Consider the following 18,687-nt stretch of genomic DNA (forward strand, 5'->3'; position numbering starts at 1 on the left):
GTATGGGTAAAAAATTGATGCATTGGGTGGACGCTCGCTTTCCAGCGACTGAAACCTATGAATATCATATGTCAAAGTATTACGCACCAAAAAACTTTAACTTTTGGTACTTCTTTGGCGTGTTGTCAATGGTGGTATTGGTCAACCAATTGGTGACTGGTATTTGGCTTACCATGATGTATAACCCAAGTGCCGAAGGGGCATTTGCGTCTGTTGAATATATCATGCGTGACGTTAAGGGTGGCTGGCTCATCCGTTATATGCACTCAACGGGCGCTTCAGCGTTCTTCGTTGTCGTGTATTTGCACATGTTTAGAGCGTTACTCTACGGTTCATACCAAAAACCACGTGAGCTTATTTGGCTCATCGGTATGGGTATTTACTTAGCATTAATGGCTGAAGGCTTCTTCGGGTATCTACTACCATGGGGCAACATGTCATTTTGGGGTGCACAGGTTATCTTGAACTTACCTGCAGCCTTACCTGTTATTGGTGATGGTCTTGCTGAATGGGTTCGTGGTGATTATATCATCTCAGGTATTACCCTAAACCGCTTCTTTGCTTTGCATGTTGTAGCGATTCCCTTGGTACTAGTTGGCCTAGTCTTTATGCATTTAGTAGCACTACATCATGTGGGTTCTAACAACCCTGATGGTATTGATATTAAAAAGCTAAAAGATAAAAACGGTGTGCCATTAGACGGTATTGAGTTCCATCCATACTATACTGTGCATGACATGGTTGGTATTGTGGTGTTCTTTATATGCTTCTTTGCAGTGGTGTTCTTCTTCCCAGAAGGCGGCGGCTTCTTCCTAGAGCCACCAAACTTTGAGGCAGCAAACTCTCTGAAAACACCGGCGCATATTGCACCTGTTTGGTATTACACCCCCTTTTATGCAATCTTACGTGCAGTTCCTGATAAGCTTGGTGGTGTTATTGCTATGGGCGCAGCTATTGCCGTATTGTTCTTAATACCGTGGCTAGATAGATCACCTGTACGCTCAATGCGCTACAAAGGTATGTTATCAAAAATTGCTTTAACGGTATTTGCGATTAGCTTCTTAGTATTAGGTTATTTGGGCGCAACACCAACGACGCCAACAGCGACGTTGATGGCTCGTATATTCACGGTCTTATACTTCTTGTTTTTCTTATTGATGCCAATTTATACGTCAATTGAGAAGTGTAAACAGCCACCCGAACGCGTTACCGGAGGTCACTAATGAACACGCTAATAAAATACCTAACAGGTTTAGGCTTAGGCGCGGCATTAACATTGACTGCTGGTACCGCTATGGCAGATGGTGGTTGTGGCACGTTCACCAATGCCGATGGTGTGGAAGAACATTTGGCTTGTAGTACAGCGCCTATTGATTTTACCAATAAGGGCTCGCTACAGAACGGCGCAAAAATGTTTATGAACTACTGCGCTGGGTGTCACTCAGCAAAGTATGTTCGTCATTCACAAATTGCAAAAGACTTAGAGATTCCGCCGGAATTGGTTGAAAAGTATCTAATGGTGACGACCGATCAAATCGGTGATCATATCAATGCTGAAATTGATCCAGACGTCCAAGCCGCATGGTTTGGCGCTGCGCCACCGGACTTGTCACTTGAGACTAGATTGCGCGGTGATGACTGGGTATATACCTACTTACTATCCTTTTACGAAGATCCAAATCGACCTTGGGGCGCTAATAACTTAGTACTTCATAATGTTGCGATGCCTCATGTGCTTCATAACTTGCAAGAAGACTTGAGTAAAGAAGAATTTGAGTCTGAAGTGGGTGACTTGGTGAACTATATGGCATGGATGGCAGAGCCTGTCCGTCATGATCGCCAAGTGATTGGTTTCTTTGTTATCATCTTCTTACTGGTTTTACTAATTCCAGTATACTTATTGAATAAAGAATTCTGGAAAGATGTGAAATAGAAAGCTAAAAAGATACTGGTTTTAAATCTAAAAAAGCACTACTTCGGTAGTGCTTTTTTATTGACTGGTATTTTGCAAAGCAATGATTGGTAGCTTATGTTCTGACCTGTTTGCTAGCCTAAAGCCAATACTGGGCACTGTTTACGCATCCTAGCTTGATAAATAGAGCGACATTGTTTACGATGACAGCCTTACTATATAACCCTAGGCTGCTATGATTGATGCGAATGACATTCCAAGTAGTCAGCTGATTTTATATGCTGATGATGGCTACGACAGTCATGTTGTACGCTTACTACTTGAAGAGAAAAAGCTGGCCTACTATTTGTCTCGTCTGCATTCTGAGCGCCCTGAAGACTTAACTGAGCTGAATCCTTATCATACGTTGCCAGTGCTGCAACAGCGTGACATTTCTCTGTATGAGATTAATGTCATCTTTGAGTATTTAGAGGAGCGCTACCATACTAATAAATTGCTCCCAGAAACACCGCAAGAGCGTGCGCAATTTCGCCAGTTAGCATGGCGCATTCAACGCGACTGGCTGCTACTGGGCAAACGCTTGCTGATGCATCCAGACAGTTTTAACAAGGCACAAGCAGCGTTGGCAAGAAAGCAATTGACTGATTCGCTGATTACCTTATCGCCGTTATTTGCTCATAAACCTTATTTTATGGCAGATGATTTTGGCTGGTGTGATGTGCTACTTGCCCCGTTATTATGGCGTTTAGATGAGATGAAAATTGTCTTGCCGCCTGCAATTAGCCGACCTTTAATTGAGTATCAAACCCGCCTTTTTGAGCGCGGCAGCTTTCAAAAAAGCATCAAATAAGTTACCAATTTCATTAACAACACTGTTATAAATTTCATGATATTAATAATAGTACTCGTATAGGACACAATCAGATGAGTGATGACAGCATTGCAACTACTCCCACCCGCCCTTATATGGTGCGCGCGCTTTATCAATGGATAGAGGACAATGCGCTCACTCCTTACTTGATGGTCGATGCCACTGCTGACAATGTGCAAATACCGACTGAACATGTGCAAGATGGGCGGATTGTACTCAATATTGCCAGTCGCGCGACAGGCAATATGACAATGGCAAATGAATATATTAATTTTAGTGCCCGCTTTGGTGGTGTATCGCAAGAAATTTGGGTACCGCTCCAAGCCGTCATTGGCATTTATGCCAAAGAAAATTCACAAGGAATGTTCTTTGACGCTAATGAATATGATAATTATGAGCCAGAAGATTTTGAGTCTGCACCTATTGCTAATGATAAGTCACCAACTGATGCGCCAAAACCTAAGCGCGATAATAAAGCCGGTCTCAAAGTTTTAAAATAACTGCTATTACAATGCTTGTTTTAAACATCAGCCATAGAAATGGCAAAAAAAGCTGAACATATGTGATATGTTCAGCTTTTTTTTGATTGTCTTATTAATGGTCTTATAGCTGTTTAAAAATATAAGAGAGCAGTAGATTCCCTTACGTTTTTGGTAGCGTTACCCCAGTTTGACCTTGATATTTGCCGCCCCGGTCTTTATAACTCGTCTCACAAACATCATCAACATCACTTTGGAAAAACAACATTTGTGCCACGCCTTCGCCTGCGTAAATTCGTGCGGGTAGATTGGTAGTGTTACTAAATTCTAAAGTCACATGACCTTCCCACTCGGGCTCAAGTGGGGTGACGTTGACGATAATACCGCAACGCGCATAAGTCGATTTACCAAGACAAATGGTTAATACGTCACGCGGAATGCGGAAATATTCTACAGTACGTGCCAGCGCAAAAGAGTTCGGAGGAATAATGCATTCGTCGCCAACGATATCAATAAAGCTTCTTTCATCGAAATTTTTGGGATCAACCACAACAGAATGTACGTTGGTAAATACCTTAAATTCAGGGGCGCAGCGCACATCGTAGCCATAGCTTGACGTACCATAGCTGACCAGACGCTCGCCTTTATCATTAAAGCGTACTTGACCAGCTTCAAATGGTTCAATCATGCCATGTTCTTCGGCTTGCTGACGTATCCAGCGGTCAGATTTGATAGACATTGTTTTTCCTTAGCAAAGGGTAAATAGCGACGATTATACGAAATTATGGCTAAAATTTATAGGGTCGCCATTATTTAAAAAATACAACGTTGAAAGCGCACAACATTTGAAACAAATAATCTAAGTTAACGACCTTTTAGCGTTTAAAAAATGCGCTTTTGATCGACTGGCTTAGCAAATTTCTCAATATGAGCATCAATATTTTTAGCAATATTAAGATAATACGGCGCAAACTCATCATCTACTAAGACACTAGGCTCACCTTTATCAACTTGCGCGCGAATACCACTAGCAAGGGGTAATTGACCCAATAGTGGCACATGATACTGCTCAGCAATACGCTCACCGCCACCCACCCCAAAGATAGCTTCGGTATGCTGACAGTTACTACAGGTGTGCAGTGCCATATTTTCAACCACGCCTATTACCGGAATCTTGGTTTTATTAAACATCTCAATGCCTTTTTGCGCATCTAATAAGGCAATATGCTGCGGAGTGGTGACAATGATGGCACCCGTCACTGGAATACGCTGCGCCAGCGTAAGCTGAATGTCACCTGTACCCGGTGGCATATCAATTACCAAATAGTCTAGCTGCGGCCAGTTGGTTTGATTGTACAGCTGCATTAGCGCGCCGGTTGCCTTGGGACCACGCCAAGCGACAGGAACATTATCACCCTCAAGTAAACTTCCAATAGACAACATTGCTAAGCCATGCGCCTCAATCGGCACAAATTGCTCATTTTCTAGCTCAGGTCTTACTCCAGCGACCCCAAGCATCGCAGGCATACTGGGTCCGTAAATATCAGCATCAAGCACACCAACGCGATGACCAAGCTTTTGTAATGCCAGCGCAATATTTACTGTCGTCGTTGATTTACCAACGCCACCTTTCCCCGATGCCACCACAATAATATGACGAATATGCGGATGCGGACTTAGCGAGGCTTGAGTCGGTGCAGGCTTAGTAATAGGCACTTCTGCATCGGTTTTTGGTGTCGTATTTGGCATAGAACTGGGTATGGCAGAAGCACTCGGCTGACTACTCATGGCATCAGTAGTTTTTGGCATATGTTTTGGCAATGTTGTAGCCGCCCCTTTAGCAGGCGCAGGCAAGCGTACATTCATATGAATGGCTTTGATACCATGCAGATGTAGTAAAGCTCCTAGCTCTTGCTGAATGACTTCAGGTTCAGCGTGATGTGGCAAGCGTAAATCGAGGGTCAAATCGTCAACATCACGATTGATACCGATGACCATGGTAGCAATGCTTGTTCCAGAAACTTGATAATCATGCAACACCTTATCAACCGCACTATCACGTGCGACTTTTTGTTGCGCAGTTTCAGGCTTTGAACCGGTTCTTTTTTTTATAAAGTTAAACATGGCGACCTTTATTGTGATAATAATGATGAAAATCATTTATTAATGAGTGTTAACGATACGCTTACCAGTGTAGCCGAATTGACCTAATAAAAAAACCACAACGCTATTAAATATACGGGCTGACCTTGCTATTAGATGCGCGCTATGCTGCTAAATGAATATGCTATTTTAAAATGGCTTTTTCGTGCTTAGCTAATACTTAAATTGCTAAGAATTTTGAGGCAATAAATAGATAAATAATAACCCCGGTGGCATCACACACAGAGGTGATTAAAGGAGCGCTGGCAGTAGCCGGGTCAAAGCCCATTTTATTAAGCACAAAAGGTAAACTCATACCAATCACACAGCCTATCATCACCACAGACATCATGCTCAGCGCCAATACTAACGACACCATCTCATCACCGCGAATATAACCAATGATAGCAATAGCCACTGCCATCGTCCCACCTAACAACAACGCTACCATTGCCTCACGACCCAGTAGTGAGAACCAATCGCGCATGACCACATCGCCCGTTGCCAATGCTCGTACCATTAATGTTGCTGACTGCGAGCCAGCATTACCACCACTATCAACTAACAGTGGTAAAAAAAACACCAATACCAAATTGGCGGCAATTAGGTCTTCAAAGTGCGAGATACCAATACCAGAGAGCAAATTGCCAAACACTAGAAATACCAACCAAAAGACACGCTTGCGATATAACACTCGAATACTGACGTCTTTTAATTTGCCTACCATGGTCGAGACACCGCCCGACTTATGGAAGTCATCGGTGGCTTCATCGCTTGCCACATCCATCGCGTCATCGTGGGTTACGATACCAACTAACGCGCCAGTGTCATCGATAATGGGCAGGGCAATTAAGTCATAACGGGCGACCGTTTTGGCAACGTCTTCTTGGTTATCACTTACCACACAAGAAACAATAGAGCGCACCATAATATCGCTAATTAGCTGTTCTGGCGCTGCTAATATTAATATTCGTAATGACACCACGCCCAACAGTTTGCGTTGCTCATCAATCACATAAGCATGATAAATGGTTTCTGCATCTGGTGCTTCTAAGCGTAGGGCTGCCAGCGCCTCCGTCACATTCATTTGTGCGCCTAACGTGGCGTAATCCGACGTCATCAGCGCCCCAGCAGTACGCTCATCATAAGCTGCTAATCGGCGAATATCTTCACGTTCAGCTTGGGCAAGCGCTGGCAATAAGGCATCACGCTGATCTTGATCGAGACATTTATACAAATCTGCCCGCTCATCCGCTGGCATCTCACCCATCAATTTTGCCATATTATCTCGTGGAAACGTCTGCGCGAGTGCCACTTGAATATTGGGTTCTGAATAAGAAAATATCGTCGAGCGATTGGGCAGCCGCTCTAATAACTGCCAAGCAAGCTTCGGCTCTATTAATGCTAAAATATCCGCAATATCAATCGGACGGAGGCTTTGAACGTATTGTATAGCCTCATCAAAGTTTTGTTGCTCAATGGCATTGCTAACTACTAACGCCGAGGCTTTATTATTCATGATAATGATACTCCATACGCTGCCACAGTCGTGTAGCAAACGCCATTAACGAGGGCTATATATAAATTTATATCAAAACAACGTAACAATAATGGTTATAAAAAACACTATCTCATTTTTGATTATTCATTCTGAACCTGTCTAACCAGACAGTGTAACCGAGTCGCACCCATAAAAAAACCACAATGCCAGACCTACCGACATTGTGGATAACTAAACGTAGTTTTTGTTTTTTATAATTGTTATGTTATAACTAATTAAATATAAATCAGCTTATCTCATGCACCAACCATGACTAGCATTGATAGACTGACCGGTAAAGACGTTAGTTGGGAATGCTGCTAAGAATAGCGCCGTTTGTGACACATCTTCAATGGTCGTAAATTCTTTATTAAGCGTATTGGCAAGCAAAATATCATTAACAACTGCCTCTTCGCTGATACCTTTTTCTTTAGCTTGTAGCGGAATTTGATCATTAACCATAGCCGTTTTCACAAAGCCTGGAGAAATCATATGCGAGCGCACATTATGCGGGGCACCTTCTTTAGCTACCGCGCGACATAAGCCAAGCAAGCCGTGCTTAGCCGTGATATAAGGGGCTTTAAATAATGAAGCATCATGAGCATGGATTGAGCCGATATAAATAATCGTGCCACCTTTATTGTCTTTATACATATACTCTACAGCTGCTTTAGTGGTCAAAAAGCCACCATCTAAATGCGTTGCTAATAGATTTTTCCAGTTCTCAAAAGTCATTTTAGTAATTGGGTCAATCAGCTGAATACCAGCGTTCGATACCAAAATATCAATACCACCGAACGTATCAACCAGCAGCTTAACACCATTATTCACAGCATCTTCTAAGCGGACGTCCATATCAATTACAAGGGCTTTGCCGCCTGCTTTAGTGATGATATCAACGGTTTCTTGTGCGCCTGCAACATTGATATCAGCAACGCCAATGGCGGCACCAGCTTTGGCATAAGTTTCTGCGATATCACGTCCGATACCTGCTGCTGCGCCAGTAATTAAGGCTACCTTGCCCGTTAAGTCTTGTTGTATTTGGGTCGCCATATATTGTCCTTATTATGGGTAGAGGTGGTGATAACAGTCATACGTCAGAGTTGTGGCAGACGATTTACGGATGCCACCATGATCGCGTATAGACGCTATACCAAGGGTTAACACGCAATGTGTTGCGCGGTTTTGAATAAAAAAACAGGCTGTTAAGCACTGTTATTAGAATAAATATGTGATGCAATTTTTTGATTTTTTTTGATAACATCTTGCTCGATATTTTGCTCAGCGCATGGCAAATGATACGTGCTAAAAATCGTTAGCGTTGAATACTTATGAATTGTTAATTACGAACAGTGTTGAATCATTACGGATCAGATAACGATTTTAAATGTATTAAAGAACGCTAGATAATAGGTTGCCTACTAATAAAATAAGCATGTGCAAGCAAATGAGTCAATGTTACTAGGTGCGAGGAATCAGGCGTTGGTTGCGGTATGCTGGATACGATGTGGAGCTTCAATATAATAGGATTGAATAGTGTTAAACATGCAAAGGTGTAATCAACGTAGTCGAGAGCATCTGATATAACAAGAAGTTAAATAGCGTGTGGCACTGATATCCGTCCGTTGGATGACGCGCTCAGTTAATATAAACCATTTATCAAACGTTTGCAGGTTAATTTTTACTTATTATGCCCTAAACAAAGTTATTAAGAACAAAATAAAAAGTTATGATTGCCAGTTCTCGATATTGAAGTACCCTCTCAGATACTTTTATTAACCCTGAAAATCGCGCTAATAAGTGTACGCTGGCGTTAATTGTGCCGCAACGTCACAAATTTTATCCAAATTACGGTATCATAGGCACAATTTTTTAACGTTTATAAACTCGTTTTTAGAGTATAGATTTTATAGCTTAACTTTTGTATATAACCTAGCTTGCATATACAGCTTAGTTTTTAGCATAACAACAGCGCGTCTGCCAATAGCTAGCCATACATAGATGGAATAGCTGATTGAGACGCTTGATAATTAATCGGTTCATACTTTGATATAGGTGATTTTGTGCGTGAGATTTTAGTAACCAGTGCCTTGCCCTACGCCAATGGCGACATTCATTTGGGGCATCTTGTAGAATATATCCAAACCGATATCTGGGTGCGGGCGATGAAGGCACAAGGTCATAAGGTTACTTATGTCTGCGCGGATGATGCTCATGGTACTGCCATCATGCTCAAAGCTGAAGATAATGGCATAACCCCAGAACAACAAATTGCCAATGTACAAGCCGCTCATGAAGCAGATTTTACCAAGTTTTTAATTAACTTTGATAATTATCACTCAACCCATTCTGTCGAAAATAAGGAATGCGCTGAGCTAATTTATCGTCGCCTAAGAGATGCGGGTCATATCTCTACCCGTGATGTTGAGCAGTTATTTGACCCTGAAAAACAGCTATTTTTAGCGGATCGCTTTGTCAAAGGCACGTGTCCTAAATGCGCTGCACCAGACCAATACGGTGATAACTGTGAAGTCTGCGGTACCACCTATGACGCAACCGATCTAAAAAATCCGCATTCTACCTTATCTAACGCCACGCCTGTGCTCAAAACCTCCAAGCATTACTTCTTTGATTTGCCAGAGTTTGAGCAATTCTTAAAAGATTGGACGCGCAGTGACAATCGCTTGCAGGTATCGGTTGCCAATAAATTGCAAGAATGGTTTGATGCTGGCTTGACCAGTTGGGATATTTCACGCGATGCGCCCTATTTTGGTTTTCAAATCCCTGATACGCCAAGTGATGAGCCAGAAAAATACTTTTATGTATGGCTAGATGCACCGGTCGGCTACATGGCAAGCTTTAAAAACTTATGCGAGAAACGTGCTGGCACCGATGAAGCACTTGATTTTGACCATTACTGGATGCAAGAAAACGAGCATAAAACCGAGGTGTATCACTTCATTGGTAAAGACATCGTTTACTTCCATGCGCTATTTTGGCCAGCAATGCTTGCCGGTAGCGAGTTCCGTACCCCAACCGGCGTCTTTGCTCATGGCTTCTTGATGGTCAATGGCGAAAAAATGAGTAAGTCACGCGGCACCTTTATTAAAGCGGACACATACGCTCAATATCTGCATCCTGAATATCTGCGCTATTATTTCGCCAGCAAACTGTCTGACAAAGTCGAAGATATCAACCTAGATTTAGAAGACTTTATGCAAAAGGTTAATTCTGACTTGGTCGGTAAAGTAGTCAATATTGCCAGTCGCAGCGCTGGATTTTTGGTTAAAAAATATGATGGCATGCTAACAGACGTCTGCGCTGAGCCAAATTTATTAGCAGACATTACCAAAACCGGTGATGAGATTGCCGCCGCTTATGAAAACCGCGAGTTCTCTCGTGCCATGCGTTTGATTATGCAATGTGCTGATAAAGCTAATGAATATATTGATGAGAAAAAACCTTGGGCACTTGCAAAAGTTGAAGGCGCAGAGCAAGAAGTACAAGACGTCTGTTCAGTAGCTATTAATATTTTCCGTCAATTGATGGTTTATCTTGCGCCTGTATTACCTGAACTGACTGAAAATGCTAGAGAGTTTTTGAATATTGACAGTTTAAGCTTTACTAGCCGCAATGAATGGCTACTTGGACATCAAATCAATAAATTTAAGCCACTGATGCAGCGTATTGATGAAAAAGACGTTGCAGCGATGGTTGAGGATTCTAAAGCCTCATTAGGCGTAACGGCGACACCAACCGCTACCCAAGACATAAAATCAGTGGCTAAAAACAAGCAGCCAGCAGCGAAAGATGTCGATGCAAATGCAGAGCAAACTGATTACATTGGCATTGAAGACTTTGCTAAAGTTGAGATGAAAGTCGCTCATGTCGTGTCGTGTAGTTATGTAGAAGGGGCGGATAAGCTGTTGCAATTTACCTTAGATGTCGGTGAAGCGCAGACGCGCAATGTGTTTAGCGGTATCCGCAAATTTTATGAGCCTGAGCAACTTCAAGGTAAAAAAGTCATTTGTGTCACCAACCTTGCTCCGCGTAAGATGAAATTTGGTATATCAGAAGGCATGATACTATCCGCAGGCGATCCAAAAACCGCACTTGTCGTGATTACCCTACCGGACGCTGCGGTCATTGGTGATACGCTGGCGTAATGTAAGTAAAATATCCGCTTTAATACCTACAAGTAATAAATGCAAAAAAGATGTCTATATGGCATCTTTTTTTATAAGCGGCTAAGAGTGTTAGTATCAAGACGGATGTGGTTGAATTTTTGATTGCGATAAGTAGCATTACTGTCATAATATAACAATCTTAATCATATGCCTCACCCCTTTTATGTTAGTCCGCTCAGCTTATCTTGACGGGTCTAGCTTGCACCTTCTAACCGACGAGTTAAACTAATAATGACTATTGCCGCAACCCTACGCCTTAGCCTGTGCGCAGCTGCTATTAGTGCCCTTGGGCTAATTGGCTGCTCGAAACCCTCGACCGATAATACTGCAACTACTGAGAGTAATACGACAGCAGATAAACCTGCCAAAACTTTGGCAATTACCCAAATTGTCGAGCACCCCTCTTTAGATGATATGCGCCGAGGTATTATCGATGAGCTGGCGGACAATGGTTATGTTGAAGGGAAAAATCTAACGGTCAACTTTCAAAGTGCGCAAGGCAATACGGCAACGGCAGGTCAGATTGCTAAGCAATTCGTCGGTGATAATCCTGATGCGATTGTGGCGATATCTACCCCATCTGCGCAGTCTATTGTATCCGCTACGCGCAGTATTCCTATTGTGTATACGGCAGTGTCAGACCCAGTAGGCGCAAAATTACTCACCGCTGATGGCAAGCCGTTTCAAGATAATTTAACCGGCTTATCAAGTCAATTACCATTAGAACCGCAGCTTGATTTATTACAAAAGATTAAACCTAATCTTAAAACCATCGGTTATGTGTACAGTCCGGGCGAGGCAAATTCAGTATCGCTACGGGACGAGCTAAAAAAAGCATTACCCGCCCGTAACTTAGCTTTGTTAGACATTCCAGCCAACCGTCCAACCGATATTGGCATGGCAACGCGCAGCTTGCAGGGACGCGCGGACATTATTTATACCTCATTTGACAATAATGTGGCATCTGCGTTTGAAGCCATGACCCAAGCGGCAAATGAGATACGTTTGCCAATTGTGGCATCTGATGAATTTAGCGTGCAACGCGGAGCAACAGCAGCACTTGGGGTCAATGATTATGACTTTGGGCGCGTTACCGGAAAAATGGTGTATCGCATTTTAAACGGTGAGGCAGTGACTACTGTTAAGCCTGAGGTTATGAATGAGCTGACTTTATATATCAGCCCAAAACACGCCAAAGCGCAGGGCGCAACCTTATCAACCGATATGCTCAAAAACGGGGTTAACGTCGATACCAAAGCCCAAGCTGCTACTAAGTAACTGCTTATAAAGCAGCGCTTGTCAGTAGACACTTGTACAGCAACCTTATTCATATCGCACTCAATTTATATCTTATTTGTCGTATGGACACATTATTATTTTTAGGAGTTACACCATGTTGTATCAAAATCGTTTTGCCAAAGCCTTATTGTGGGGCGGTGTTTGTACCGCTATTTTAACGGGCTGTAGCCAACCTGCCAATGACGGGGCAGCAACGGATAACGCCACTGGTACAGATGCAACAGCAGCAAAAACCGTTGCGATTACCGCTATCGTTGAGCATCCAGCCCTAGACGCTGTACGCAAAGGGGTGATTGATGAACTGGCTGAAGCAGGCTTTAAAGAAGGCGAAAATTTAAAGGTTAATTTTCAAAGTGCGCAAGGCAATACCGCAACCTCTGGGCAGATTGCTAAGCAGTTTGTCGCGGACAATTCAGACGTTATCGTCGCCATTGGTACGCCATCAGCGCAATCGGTTGCAGCAGCGACCAGCACCATTCCATTGGTATTTTCAGCAGTGACTGATCCGGTTGAAGCCAAATTAGTATCTAAACTTGATGGCTCAGGCACCAACGTTACAGGTGGTTCTGATGCCCTTCCTTATGAGCCACAAATTGAATTGATGCGCCAAATTATTCCCAATCTAAAAAATGTTGGCTATGTATATAGCCCTGGTGAAGTCAATTCAACCATTATTCTAAAAAACCTTAAAGAGAAGCTGACGCCACTAGGTATCAAAGTGCATGAAGCCCCTGCCCAGCGTAGTACAGATATTGCTATGGCAGCGCGTAGCTTGGAAGGCAAGGTCGATATGATCTACACCTCAACTGATAATAATGTGGTGTCTGCATACGAGTCGCTGTTTCAAGTAGCAAAAGAGAGTAAGATCCCATTGATTGCTTCTGATACTAGCTCAGTAGCACGAGGTGCTGTTGCTGCCCTTGGCGTTGATTACTACGCACTTGGTCGCGAAACTGGTAAAATTGTCGTGCGTATCTTAAATGGCGAAAAAGCAGGTGAAATTCCAGTATATACCCCGCAAAAGCTTGATTTATTTGTCAGTCCAAAAAATGCGTTGGCTGAAGGCATTACTTTGCCACAAGCCATTATCGATAAAGCAAAAGAAGTGGTAGAATAGCGCCTGCTTATTAGCCGCTAGTATAAGACAGACGAATAACGGATGTAATAAACAGTTATTCATCTGTCTTTAGGGCGTTAATGCTTTTCTTAATGACAAACACCCAGCGATTACTCAATCAGCTGGGCTTATTTTTAAAGCGCTTAAAGTATTAAATTTGCTTTAAGGGTTAAAATTCAAGTTTTAGCTCTAAGCTTTAAATCAAGGGAGTTTATGTTTATTCCTCATTGTAAGCTGTTTTGGTTTACCCTAACTGCAGATTGCTTAATCTGTTAAATTCACCGCTTAGCCGTTTGACATGTAAAGTATGCTGGTACATGCAGTAATTTATGTGCAAGACGCTTGGTTATGACTTGCTGATTTCTTATGTCTTTAATTGCTTTTTTTGGTGCGCTTGAAAGTGGTCTGATTTATGGCCTGGTTGCACTTGGTGTTCTTATCTCGTTTCGAACACTTGATTTTCCTGACTTAACCGCTGATGGTAGTTTTCCGTTAGGGGGCGCTGTCGCTGGTATCTCCATTGTTGCCGGTATTAATCCGTGGCTTGCTTGTGCTTTTGGCATGCTTGCAGGGTCGGTTGCCGGTATTGTGACCGCATGGCTACACGTTAAGCTGGGTATTTTACAGCTGCTTGCCAGTATTTTGGTGATGGTGGCGTTATATTCGGTCAACTTACGCATTATGGGTGCGCCAAACTTACCCTTACTGGGTGAGACCACCGTTTTTAGCTCATTGGTCAGTGATGGTAATGGCTATTGGATGCGCTGCGTGATTATTGGCGCGGTGGTGATAGTCGCCAAGCTGTTATTAGACTGGTTTTATAATACTGAAACGGGTCTATCCATGCGTGCGACTGGCTCTAACTTGCGTATGGCGCAAGCGCAAGGCATCAATACCTCATGGATGACCATCGTTGGTATGGCAGTCTCTAACGGTTTGATTGCCTTGGCTGGTGCGCTATTTGTACAAACGCAAGGCGGCGCAGATATCTCGATTGGCATTGGCACTATTGTTATTGGTTTGGCAGCGGTGATTATTGGTGAAACCATCATTCCAGCTAAACGCATTTGGCTTATTACCTTAGCCGTGATTATTGGTGCCATACTTTATAAGCTGTTTATTCAAGTGGCGTTGTCGAGTGATGCATTGCGCAGTATTGGTTTCGGTCCACAGGATTTAAACTTGATTACAGCATTGCTAGTGGTACTTGCATTGGTATTGCCAAAGGCGAAATCTAAATTTTTAACCCGTAAAGTTCGGGCGTAATGTCAACTGATAAATGCTGATTCGCCTTTATCATTTAGCATAGAGCAAACATAAGGAATAACGATTATGATGCAAGCCACAGATTTACGGTTGACCTTTAATCCTGGCACGCCGATTGAAAACCCTGCTTTGCGCGGTATCAATATGAATATTGCAGATGGCGAATTTGTCACTGTTATTGGTACTAATGGCGCAGGCAAATCTACATTTTTAAATGCAGTTAGCGGTACGACGCGCGTTGATAGCGGCTCGATTTTACTCAACGGCATTGACGTTACTAAAAAAACCGCTCATCAACGTGCCCATTGGGTCGCCCGTGTTTTTCAAGATCCAATGGCTGGCACTTGTGAGGCGCTAACCATTGAAGAAAATATGGCGCTCGCCTACAAACGTGGTGGCAAACGTGGCTTAAGCTTTGCGCTCAATCCCAATAATCGTGAACTGTTTCGTGAAAAGTTATCTGTTCTTAAATTGGGGTTAGAAAATCGCTTGACTGACCGTATGGGTCTATTATCTGGCGGTCAACGCCAAGCCGTGAGCCTATTGATGGCATCGCTGCAACCGTCTAAAATCCTATTATTGGATGAACATACGGCAGCACTTGACCCAAAAACAGCGGCTTTTGTATTGGAATTAACCGACAAAATCGTCACTGATAATAAACTAACTACCATGATGGTTACTCACTCCATGCAACAAGCATTGGCACATGGCACACGCACCGTGATGCTGCACCAAGGACAAGTGGTACTCGATGTGTCTGGCGATAAGCGTCAGGGCATGACTGTACATGACTTACTAGATATGTTTGAGCAAACACGCGGTGAAAAAGTTGAAGATGACAGTTTGATTTTGAGTTGATTGTCTTTAAAACAGTATATATATGAATCAAAAAACGCCTGTCTATTAGCAGGCGTTTTTTATAGCGAGCAGTTAAGAGTCAATCAACACGAGCTTTTGTATCAACTCACTAACATGCTGCGATTCCATCTTTTTCATTACCTGCGAGCGGTGCACTTCTACTGTCCGCACCGACACCTCCAAATGATCCGCAATAATTTTATTTAAATTGCCTTGCATCAGCTCGTTTGCCACTTGTTTTTCTTTATTGGTTAACTGCGAATAAAGTGTTCGAATATAATAAAGCTTGGCACGTTTGAGTGTTAACGCTTGCGCACGAATAATCGCCTCTTGTAATCGCCGACTGTTCACTGGCTTTTCTAAATAATCTGCCGCCCCTTGTTTAAGCATATTGACCGCATCAGTAATCTCACCATTCCCTGTCAAGGCAATCAATGCCAGTGGACTATTATGTGTATTCAAATGTGCTTGTAGCGCCTGCCCGCTCATGTCTGGCAGCATTAAATCACTAATGACTACGGCTGGCATGTAAATATCAACCTGTTGCAGAAACGCCACAGCGCTTGACCAAACTTGAGTCGTAAGCCCTAAGCTGCTGACTAAGAAGTCACACGAGGTACGCACACTTTCTTCATCATCTATAATGTGAATCATCAGCTGCTCAGCATCAGTCTCATTATACAAGCTATCATTACTATAATCAGCGACTTGCGAATTAATATCTTGATTAGGTATCTGCAAAAAAGTCATAACCTACCTTTTATCTTGTTTACTATTTTTAGCAGGATTAACATTGAGTATTATTGTTTGTATCAACAATAATACTCAACGGTAGATAGACTGCCACTTGCGCCCCAGACTTATTTTTTGGAGAAGACGTGCCCTCCGTTCCGCTCAATTGTACTTTACCATTTAATAAGCGCTTGATCCGCTGATACTGATGACCATGTATTGCCTTGACATGATTGAGTTCAATGGACACATCAACATTCTTCAGCTGCATAAAACCTCCAAGTGATTTGCATAAACGCTGACAAATCCTCAATCCTAATCCTAGTCCATCTGCTTTGGTCGAGCTCAGATTATAGTGGGGTTGCTGATTGTTATTATAATTATAGTTATGACTGCTATTTTGGTGACTGTTTTGACTGGCTGCCAATTGTGGCTCATCGAAGCCACCGGCATCATCAGTAATAAATAATCCCAGCCAGCGCGTGCCATTAATGTCTACAGCCTGACAGCGAAATAAGATTTGGGTCGCGCCTTGCTGCTGGGCGTTCAATAGTCCATTAATCAATAACTGGTCGAGCACTAAATTGGGCAATCGTAGCTGTGAACACTCACTAGCAAACCAAAAGCTCATGCCTCCTACCTTTTCACTCAGCAATAGCACACACTGCTGATGAATGTCGGCAATACTCACGTCAATCTCTGTAGGCTGCGACCTGCCTGCCCAACGTCTGATATTGCTAATCACCGCAGCGACACGTTCAGTCTCTGTGATGATTTGCGCCAATGCACTCTCGGTGCTACTTTTATCATCACGGTTATGTTCACTGCGAATGAGTAAGCCTTGGGCGTAGTTTTGAATCGTCGCTAATGGCTGATTAATTTCATGGGCAATCGCACCACTCATCTCACCAATAACTGCAAAACGCTCCGACTGTTGTAGCTTGTAATCATAATCACGAATCAGCTGATTTTGCTTGATGATTTGTTGCCGACGTCGCAATGCCAGCCAACTCATCCAGCCATAATTAATTGTTGAGATGACAATCATAAAAAATAACACACCGACCCACAACCGATGCGACTTTATCCAATCTATAATATGAGCACCAAACTGTTTTTGTGACGGATGTTTTCGCATTTCATACAGAATACGCTCAGCATCGCTATTAGATTCAGGCGCTAACCAGCGTAAATCCACACTCTTATTATTATCAAAATTATCAAATTTGGCGTTACTGTCACTACCTTGCTGAACGGCTGTAAATAAATGCTGACTCATTTGCTCTGTTAGTTCAACTGGCGCTTGACGGGTTGCCGCCAGTGTCCAATTTGGATAAATCTTAGTCGAGGATTGGCAATTAGAATCTGTCGTGACGGGATTAATCAGTCGATATTGTGACCGCTCTATCTTGCCTTGATTTGCCATCTCCTCCATCAAGCATAGTGGCGCTATTGCCGCCTCGACTGCCCCACTTGCCAGCGTACTCAGTGTCAGCTCAATCGGATAACCGACAAACTGGGTATCATAATCACTTGAAGACACTCCGTTTTGTTGTAATAAATGCGCAATTAATAAATAACCGGCAAACGCATCGGGGTCAACCGCCACCACTTTACGATGCTGTATATCTTGCAGTTGCTGAATGTCACTATCAGCTTTGACCCACAACGCACTAGCAATCTGCTCCATAGCACTGGGCTGATTGATGTTGTCCGCTTTCGCCTGCTGAGTTGTTGCAAGCTCATGCTCCAACTGCTTATATAATTTATATTGCTCATCGGTTTTAAAATCTGCTTGCTTGACGTCAGATATTTTAAATTCTTGATTATTCACAGGTGTTGTATTCGCTTGCAAGGTCGCAAGCCAGCGCCAACCGGCGGTATCCATTTTTACAAACTGTACTTGTGGACCCAATACAAAAGCAAATTTCTGCGCTTCTATTTGTTGTTGCCAATTCTCTAACGCCAATGGCACCAATATCACCGTATCGTCTTTAAGTTTTTTATTCAGTTCACTTAACCACGGCTGCCAACGTTGTTGTGCAGCAACCTCGCCCTGCGGGGCAAGCACGCCCAAATAGTAGATCTCGGCTAACGCCTGCCTTATCGGCACTATTAACAATAGCGCAAGCCCAACACTATTAAAAAGGACCGCTCTTTTTAATAATATCTTTAAATATTTTTTTAACAACGCATGCTTGATTAGCCGCTGCTTTTTATCCCACCAAAATCGCATCAACAACAAAACCTTATAATTAATGTGGTTTTCCACAATATCACT

15 protein-coding genes are annotated in these 18,687 nt (G+C 42.9%); 9 read left to right on the plus strand and 6 right to left on the minus strand.

Going from position 1 to position 18,687, the window contains the following annotated elements; genetic code table 11:
- Nucleotides 1–2 precede the first annotated feature (2 nt).
- From H2245_RS07375 to H2245_RS07390, 4 genes are all read left to right on the plus strand, one after another.
- A complete protein-coding gene (locus H2245_RS07375) occupies nt 3–1,223 on the plus strand; it encodes a cytochrome bc complex cytochrome b subunit (protein ID WP_404944667.1) in 1,221 nt (406 codons plus the stop codon).
- A complete protein-coding gene (locus H2245_RS07380) occupies nt 1,223–1,933 on the plus strand; it encodes a cytochrome c1 (RefSeq protein WP_182406742.1) in 711 nt (236 codons plus the stop codon). Before H2245_RS07375 ends, H2245_RS07380 begins: the two co-directional genes overlap by 1 nt.
- 214 nt (nt 1,934–2,147) lie before the next feature.
- Nucleotides 2,148–2,762 carry a glutathione S-transferase N-terminal domain-containing protein gene (locus tag H2245_RS07385; RefSeq protein ID WP_182406743.1) on the plus strand — a complete coding sequence of 205 codons (615 nt, stop codon included), beginning with the start codon at nt 2,148–2,150 and terminating at the stop codon, nt 2,760–2,762.
- Nucleotides 2,763–2,836: 74 nt separating this feature from the next.
- Nucleotides 2,837–3,283: a ClpXP protease specificity-enhancing factor gene (locus H2245_RS07390; protein WP_182406744.1), complete on the plus strand. Its 447-nt coding sequence runs from the start codon at nt 2,837–2,839 to the stop codon at nt 3,281–3,283.
- A 142-nt stretch (nt 3,284–3,425) separates the two neighbouring features.
- On the opposite strand, the gene dcd is transcribed toward H2245_RS07390, so the two are convergent.
- The 4 genes from dcd to H2245_RS07410 form a co-directional block, all read right to left on the minus strand.
- The gene (dcd, locus tag H2245_RS07395; protein WP_182406745.1) at nt 3,426–4,001 is read right to left on the minus strand and encodes a dCTP deaminase; all 576 of its coding nucleotides are present in this window, start codon (nt 3,999–4,001) and stop codon (nt 3,426–3,428) included.
- A gap of 143 nt (nt 4,002–4,144) precedes the next feature.
- Entirely contained in the window at nt 4,145–5,386 is a 1,242-nt protein-coding gene (gene apbC, locus H2245_RS07400; protein WP_182406746.1) for an iron-sulfur cluster carrier protein ApbC, read from the minus strand.
- Between the two features lie 199 nt (nt 5,387–5,585).
- Nucleotides 5,586–6,923 (minus strand): magnesium transporter, encoded by a 1,338-nt coding sequence (gene mgtE / locus H2245_RS07405; protein ID WP_182406747.1) that lies wholly within the window; start codon nt 6,921–6,923, stop codon nt 5,586–5,588.
- 273 nt (nt 6,924–7,196) lie between these two features.
- The gene (locus H2245_RS07410) at nt 7,197–7,997 is read right to left on the minus strand and encodes a 3-hydroxybutyrate dehydrogenase (protein ID WP_182406748.1); all 801 of its coding nucleotides are present in this window, start codon (nt 7,995–7,997) and stop codon (nt 7,197–7,199) included.
- Nucleotides 7,998–9,007: 1,010 nt separating this feature from the next.
- On the opposite strand from H2245_RS07410, the gene metG reads away from it, so the two are divergent.
- The 5 genes from metG to H2245_RS07435 all read left to right on the plus strand — a co-directional run bounded on the left by metG (nt 9,008) and on the right by H2245_RS07435 (nt 15,674).
- A complete protein-coding gene (gene metG / locus H2245_RS07415; protein ID WP_182406749.1) occupies nt 9,008–11,110 on the plus strand; it encodes a methionine--tRNA ligase in 2,103 nt (700 codons plus the stop codon).
- A 252-nt stretch (nt 11,111–11,362) separates the two neighbouring features.
- Nucleotides 11,363–12,409, plus strand: a complete 1,047-nt coding sequence (locus H2245_RS07420; protein ID WP_182406750.1) for an ABC transporter substrate-binding protein — start codon at nt 11,363–11,365, stop codon at nt 12,407–12,409.
- A 115-nt stretch (nt 12,410–12,524) separates the two neighbouring features.
- Entirely contained in the window at nt 12,525–13,547 is a 1,023-nt protein-coding gene (locus H2245_RS07425; protein WP_182406751.1) for an ABC transporter substrate-binding protein, read from the plus strand.
- 366 nt (nt 13,548–13,913) lie between these two features.
- Complete coding sequence (locus H2245_RS07430; protein ID WP_182406752.1) at nt 13,914–14,813, plus strand: ABC transporter permease; 900 nt, start codon at nt 13,914–13,916, stop codon at nt 14,811–14,813.
- 66 nt (nt 14,814–14,879) lie between these two features.
- Complete coding sequence (locus H2245_RS07435; RefSeq protein WP_182406753.1) at nt 14,880–15,674, plus strand: ABC transporter ATP-binding protein; 795 nt, start codon at nt 14,880–14,882, stop codon at nt 15,672–15,674.
- Nucleotides 15,675–15,746: 72 nt separating this feature from the next.
- Here H2245_RS07435 and H2245_RS07440 read toward each other — a convergent pair whose 3' ends face one another.
- Both H2245_RS07440 and H2245_RS07445 read right to left on the minus strand, forming a co-directional pair.
- Nucleotides 15,747–16,424: a response regulator transcription factor gene (locus H2245_RS07440; RefSeq protein WP_182406754.1), complete on the minus strand. Its 678-nt coding sequence runs from the start codon at nt 16,422–16,424 to the stop codon at nt 15,747–15,749.
- Between the two features lie 37 nt (nt 16,425–16,461).
- Entirely contained in the window at nt 16,462–18,642 is a 2,181-nt protein-coding gene (locus H2245_RS07445) for a PhnD/SsuA/transferrin family substrate-binding protein (protein ID WP_182406755.1), read from the minus strand.
- Between the last annotated feature and the right edge of the window lie 45 nt (nt 18,643–18,687).

Origin of the sequence: Psychrobacter sp. GP33, from assembly GCF_014119005.1 — a bacterium.
Classification (GTDB): Bacteria; Pseudomonadota; Gammaproteobacteria; order Pseudomonadales; family Moraxellaceae; genus Psychrobacter.